This is a genomic window from Bradyrhizobium sp. Leo170 (assembly GCF_004296405.1).
GTDB lineage: Bacteria > Pseudomonadota > Alphaproteobacteria > Rhizobiales > Xanthobacteraceae > Bradyrhizobium.
In genome coordinates this window covers 1-4,793 of the sequence record NZ_PSRR01000479.1, presented here as the reverse complement: position 1 = coordinate 4,793, position 4,793 = coordinate 1, and the positions used below count along the sequence as shown (strand labels likewise).

The 4,793-nt window shown below is 57.8% G+C and carries 6 protein-coding genes; 2 read left to right on the top strand and 4 right to left on the bottom strand.

Annotation, left to right across the window (positions count from 1 at the left end):
• Positions 1 to 336 precede the first annotated feature (336 nt).
• The gene (locus tag CWO89_RS40785; RefSeq protein ID WP_130583897.1) at positions 337 to 1,110 is read right to left on the bottom strand and encodes a hypothetical protein; all 774 of its coding nucleotides are present in this window, start codon (positions 1,108 to 1,110) and stop codon (positions 337 to 339) included.
• Between the two features lie 57 nt (positions 1,111 to 1,167).
• Entirely contained in the window at positions 1,168 to 1,416 is a 249-nt protein-coding gene (locus CWO89_RS49845) for a transposase (protein ID WP_463698967.1), read from the bottom strand.
• A 114-nt stretch (positions 1,417 to 1,530) separates the two neighbouring features.
• Between CWO89_RS49845 and CWO89_RS40775 the strand changes: the two genes are divergently transcribed.
• Positions 1,531 to 3,120 carry a recombinase family protein gene (locus CWO89_RS40775; protein ID WP_130583896.1) on the top strand — a complete coding sequence of 530 codons (1,590 nt, stop codon included), beginning with the start codon at positions 1,531 to 1,533 and terminating at the stop codon, positions 3,118 to 3,120.
• An 809-nt stretch (positions 3,121 to 3,929) separates the two neighbouring features.
• Here CWO89_RS40775 and CWO89_RS46430 read toward each other — a convergent pair.
• Both CWO89_RS46430 and CWO89_RS40770 read right to left on the bottom strand, forming a co-directional pair.
• Entirely contained in the window at positions 3,930 to 4,076 is a 147-nt protein-coding gene (locus CWO89_RS46430; protein WP_165421537.1) for a hypothetical protein, read from the bottom strand.
• An 83-nt stretch (positions 4,077 to 4,159) separates the two neighbouring features.
• Entirely contained in the window at positions 4,160 to 4,378 is a 219-nt protein-coding gene (locus tag CWO89_RS40770) for a hypothetical protein (RefSeq protein ID WP_165421536.1), read from the bottom strand.
• 150 nt (positions 4,379 to 4,528) lie between these two features.
• Here CWO89_RS40770 and CWO89_RS47300 point away from each other — a divergent pair.
• On the top strand, positions 4,529 to 4,793 hold a 265-nt coding region (locus CWO89_RS47300), incomplete at its 3' end, for a hypothetical protein (protein WP_207234671.1).

Below are 4,793 nucleotides of genomic sequence, written 5' to 3'. Positions count from 1 at the left end.
CCCCGCAACCTGGCCCTAACCCATCAACCCGCCCTGCCGCCTCAAGCGCCGGGCTCCTGTCCCTGATTATCCTGTCTCACTACAGGGGTGCAGTTCACATTTCATTCCTTAGTTTTTGAAACCCGGAGGGGTCGCTGTTCCACCATGCAGCGGCCCCTTTTTAGATTATCTTCCAGCCCGATATTCGTAACGATCGTGCAGGACCCGCCGTCATGACTCGGCAACTCGTTACGGACAGGTCGTCCGCCTCGCCCTCGACCAATGCGGCTTTCCGTGCGGTGAGCAGCAGTTTCCGGAGATCCTGGCCATTGAGGTGGCGCAAGGCGGGTCACGGCATTAGCGCGCCGACCATGGCCATGCGAACGACGGTTCCGGTTTTTTGGCTTGCGGCCGGGCCGGGGTCGGCGCCGGCTTTGGCGCTTGGGCGACATTGGCCGACTGCCGCGGACGCGGCAGTGGTATAACCTTTGGCTCTTCGGGGCTCACCTTCGGCCCTTCAGGCATCACCTTTGGCGCTGAAGCGTTGGCGATGACGCGGGCGAGTTGTTCCCGGCTTGCGTTGAGGCGCTCGGTGAGCATCTGGCTTTCGCGCGCCATCTGGATCTGGATCGCCTTGGTCTCGTCGATGATCTTATTGTTACCTGCTATTTCTTCCTGGCTCGCCTTGAGTTGGCTCGTGACATTTTCATTGTCGCGGACCAATTGTTCTTGCCTCACCTTGAGCTGTTCGACCGCTTGCCTCAAGGCAGCGAGATCGCGCGTCATCGGCTGGAGCTGCTGCGCCAAGAAGTCGGAAAACAGCGCAACGGCAGACGGCGCGGCGTCTTTCGGCGCGACTGCTTCCGGCAGGGCCTGCGAGGGCGCCACCATCGCCGTATGAGCGGAGGACGACCACCACCAAGCAGCAACACCAATGGATGCTGCCAACAGAGAGCAGACGAAAGCCACGTGGCGCCAATTTGCCAATTGATCAATCGTTGCCAGCGGGGGGCGAGACGTTTTCATGTTCGTCGGCGGAGCCGAAGGACTGACTCCCGCTTCGCGTGCCAGGTTCGAAAGCTGCTCCGCGATCTGCCGTTCCGCGAGCCTGTCGTCCAGCGTGGAAACCATTTGGTGCTCCGTATCCAGAGGCGCTGTAGATGGTCTCTCGAGACCTCGTACCCATCCTCAAGCATCGCGCCCGGGTGGCTCCAGGGCAAGCGCTAGGGCTTGTGGATTCACGTGGAAAGGGGGACAGGTAGCCGAGCGCGGCGGCGACTGCGTGGTGGGGCGCCACGCCGCCGATGTCGGCTCCTGCCGAACCTTATCCACCCAGCGCCGCAGCACCGAGTCGCGCAGACCAAGCTCCTTGGCAACCGACGTGACCGAGCGCCCGCTCGACAACACCAACTCGACGGTCTGGCGCTTGTGACTCAGGGCGCCCTTGCAACGTGGGGTAGAAGGGCGTTGGATAACTATGCCTGAGGGAAAAGGCTAGACCGACCGATCCGATCAGCATTACCCCGCTGCGCAAATCGGGAGCTTTGATCGATGATTAATGCACTCGTCCCCCGCCGCAATACCCATTTGGCTAATGTTCAAAGACGCTTGCTTGCTGCTCAGTATGTCCGGATGTCGACGGACAAACAGAGCTATTCCATCCAAAATCAAGCGGCTGCCATCGCAGCCTACGCGCATGCACATAGCCTAACTATCGTCCGCACCTACTCCGACGAAGGAGAGAGCGGTCTAAAGATTACGAATAGAGCCGGATTGACGAGCCTGATAGAGGATGTCCGGTCGGGACAGCCCGACTTCGATCATCTCCTCGTCTACGACGTCAGCCGATGGGGACGCTTTCAGGACATTGATGAAAGCGCGCACTACGAGTTCCTCTGCAAGCAAGCTGGCATCAAGGTCGTCTATTGCGCGGAGCAGTTCGACAACGATGGGAGTCTACTGTCGAGCATCATAAAGAACCTCAAGCGGGTGATGGCCGCGGAGTATAGCCGCGAACTATCAGCCAAGGTCCTCGATGGTGCCTGTCGACTTTCGCGATTGGGATTTCGAGTAGGGGGAAGGCCGGGTTACGGATTGCGTCGGGATCTCGTCGACGAGAGCGGGCATTCACGAGGCCTGCTGCAAGCCGGGGAACGCAAGTATCTACAAACCGATCACGTCGTTCTCAGGCCGGGACCTCCAGATGAGCAGGAGGTCGTCCGGGAGATCTTTCGGCGCTTCGCGATCGAAAAATGGCCGGAAGTGAAGATCGTTCGCCAATTGAACAAAGATGGCGTACTCACATTGGATGGAAGGCCGTGGACCACTTCGGTCATGCATTACCTGCTGCAGAACGAAAGCTATATCGGAAACATCGTCTATAACCGAAAAACCTTTCACCTTGGACAGCCTCAGAAGTTAAATCCTCCCGAGCTGTGGATCAGAAGCGAAGGTGCACTCCCTCAAATCGTGGAGCCCGCTCTCTTTTGGCGGGCCCGACAAAGGATACGTGATCACTACAACAGGCTATCCAGCGAGGAAATGCTAAAACGATTGCGCTTGCTGCTAAGGAAACGGGGAAAACTTACCGCACAGATTATTGACGAGTCTGCAGGCTTGCCTTGTTCATCGGACTACCAGTTGCGGTTTGGGAGCATACGGAAAGCCTACAAACTTATCGGCTATGAAGCGACGCTCGATTGCAGCTATCTCGAGACACGCGAAGCGTGCGCTGACATGGTCGTGAAGCTGCGGGGCCAGGTGATCGATGCGCTCGAGGGGGCGAACTGCAGATCGATCTTGAACGAGCACGGAACGCTAATCGTGAACGAAGGGATCGCCGTCTCGTTCCGGACCGCAAGATATTGGCGTCCGAAGGGCAGAAAACCGATCTGGACCGTTCGGCATGGCGCTCGCTTGCCTGACGGGTTCATCCTGGTGATCCGGCTGGACGAAACAAACAGGGCATCGTTGGACTATTTCTTGCTACCGACTGGTAAGGTCGCGCGGCGGAAAATCTGCTTCAGTGAGAAAGGCTGCTCTCGATACCGCAACCATCAGTTTTTATTAGCTCGACAGGCAGTAGAGACCGTGGTGAGTCAGGCTTCAAAACATCGGACGCGCCCGTCCGGGAGTGCTTAATCACGGATTAAGTTCTTCGGATCACCATGAGCGCTACAAAGCCGATGGACGGCTTCGCAGGTGGTCCGAATGGATGATGCTGTCGTCTGTTTCGCAGTCATAGCGGGTTGGCTTGGCTTCAACGGGATTATCGCCGCTGCCCTGACGTACTGCGCCCCCGGCGAACGGCTTTGGCGCCGTCCGCCATTTAAACCAGCTAGCCGCGGTCGCAGCTACCATCACTCTGAGGGGGAAACAACCGTTTTGCGCGTGGTTAGACCGACCTGACATCGTAGCGGCCTAGGACTTGTGTACTTACGATGTCGGCGCCTGACACTCCGCGATCTGTGTTTTCCTTGCACTGCAAGAAGGGTTGCCTCAGCCTCTCGTACTAGTTTTCGAAGATTATTAAGTTGAGCCATGCGACCGGTCATTGCCTCAACTCGTGTGACTAGAGCCTCGACAGAGATCTCCCTACAACCACTCATAAACGTTGCCTATCAATACTATTAAAAATTTAGCAGAAAACAGTGGCTTAGTACCAGCGCCTTTGTAATCTTTCAAGGTCACGGCGGGACGTCATCGCGGTCGACGGGTCAGTCTTCCCTACAAGCGAAAACGATCATGCAGCAGGTGAAGCCAAGCGCGTAGAGAAAGGGCACGGCCAGCCATAGCTCAATCACGGTGAGTCCCCCTTCGAGCGCGCCGATCTTCAGCGGGCATACCATGCTATTCCGGTAGGGACGATCTAAGACCCCAATGTCTTGTGGAAAGGGAGCTGATCTGATGCGAGCGGGTTGACAAAGCCCGGCGGCGCACATTTGCCGGTTTCACTCCAGAACCTCATACTCGAACGCCACGCCCTCCGGGTCATTCTCCTGTAGCCACGTCTCGGCGGCATCCTTGGTTGCAAAAACCTTGAGGTAATCCGCATCGCCGGCATCCTTGCTTGTGTCGATGTAAATCCAGACTGTCATTGGTCCCTCTTGAGCTTCCTTTTGCCCCAATGATGATCCTTGCGCGCAGGGTTGAACTCGCGGACGTGACCTCGGTTCAAAGCCTACATGACGCCGATGCGTGCGAACATGGTGGGACCGTTGAGGTCTGCCACCAAGATGAGAGCTTCAATCGCAGCTTGCCACTCGGGGAGGTCGGACTCCTTCTTCGGTAGCTTGGTGATGTAGTTCGCTGCGTCGCGGAGAACGACCAGGCGCTGACCGTCCGGCAGTGTGATCGGCTCGTCGAACTTGCGGCCCCAGCCTTTCTTGTGATTTGCCATTCGCCCCCCGTAACGTCCAACCGGAGGACCATGGGGCGCGCAAGGCGGTCACCGTTCAGCGTGTGTGAGTTGCGACACAAGCTGGAAGCGCGAATCGCTGTGGGTTTAAGGGGCCTCCTAGACGCGCCTCTAACCTCGAGCCCGTCGTAAATGGCGGGCTTCTTTCAGGTAGTGCTCACCCGGGTGCACGCCTGCGCTCGCCGGTGGGATCTCCGCATTCTTACTGACGCGTATTTCATTCCCCTGTCACGCGGTCTGGCGTCTAATGCGGATATCCGATCACCTGATGATATTTCGCGAATTGCCCGGCAGGTGCATCTGCCGGGTTTTCGTTGTCCGGTGCCTCTCGGTCGCTTCGCTATCCGAACGACGCGGTTGACCAAGCCCGTGGTGACGGAACGCGGCGATACCCTAG

Bases quoted from the DNA above. Each gene is read 5' to 3' on its own strand.
- CWO89_RS40785 (WP_130583897.1), bottom strand. From the start codon at position 1,110: ATGGTTTCCACGCTGGACGACAGGCTCGCGGAACGGCAGATCGCGGAG.
- CWO89_RS40775 (WP_130583896.1), top strand. From the start codon at position 1,531: ATGATTAATGCACTCGTCCCCCGCCGCAATACCCATTTGGCTAATGTT.
- CWO89_RS46430 (WP_165421537.1), bottom strand. From the start codon at position 4,076: ATGACAGTCTGGATTTACATCGACACAAGCAAGGATGCCGGCGATGCG.
- CWO89_RS40770 (WP_165421536.1), bottom strand. From the start codon at position 4,378: ATGGCAAATCACAAGAAAGGCTGGGGCCGCAAGTTCGACGAGCCGATC.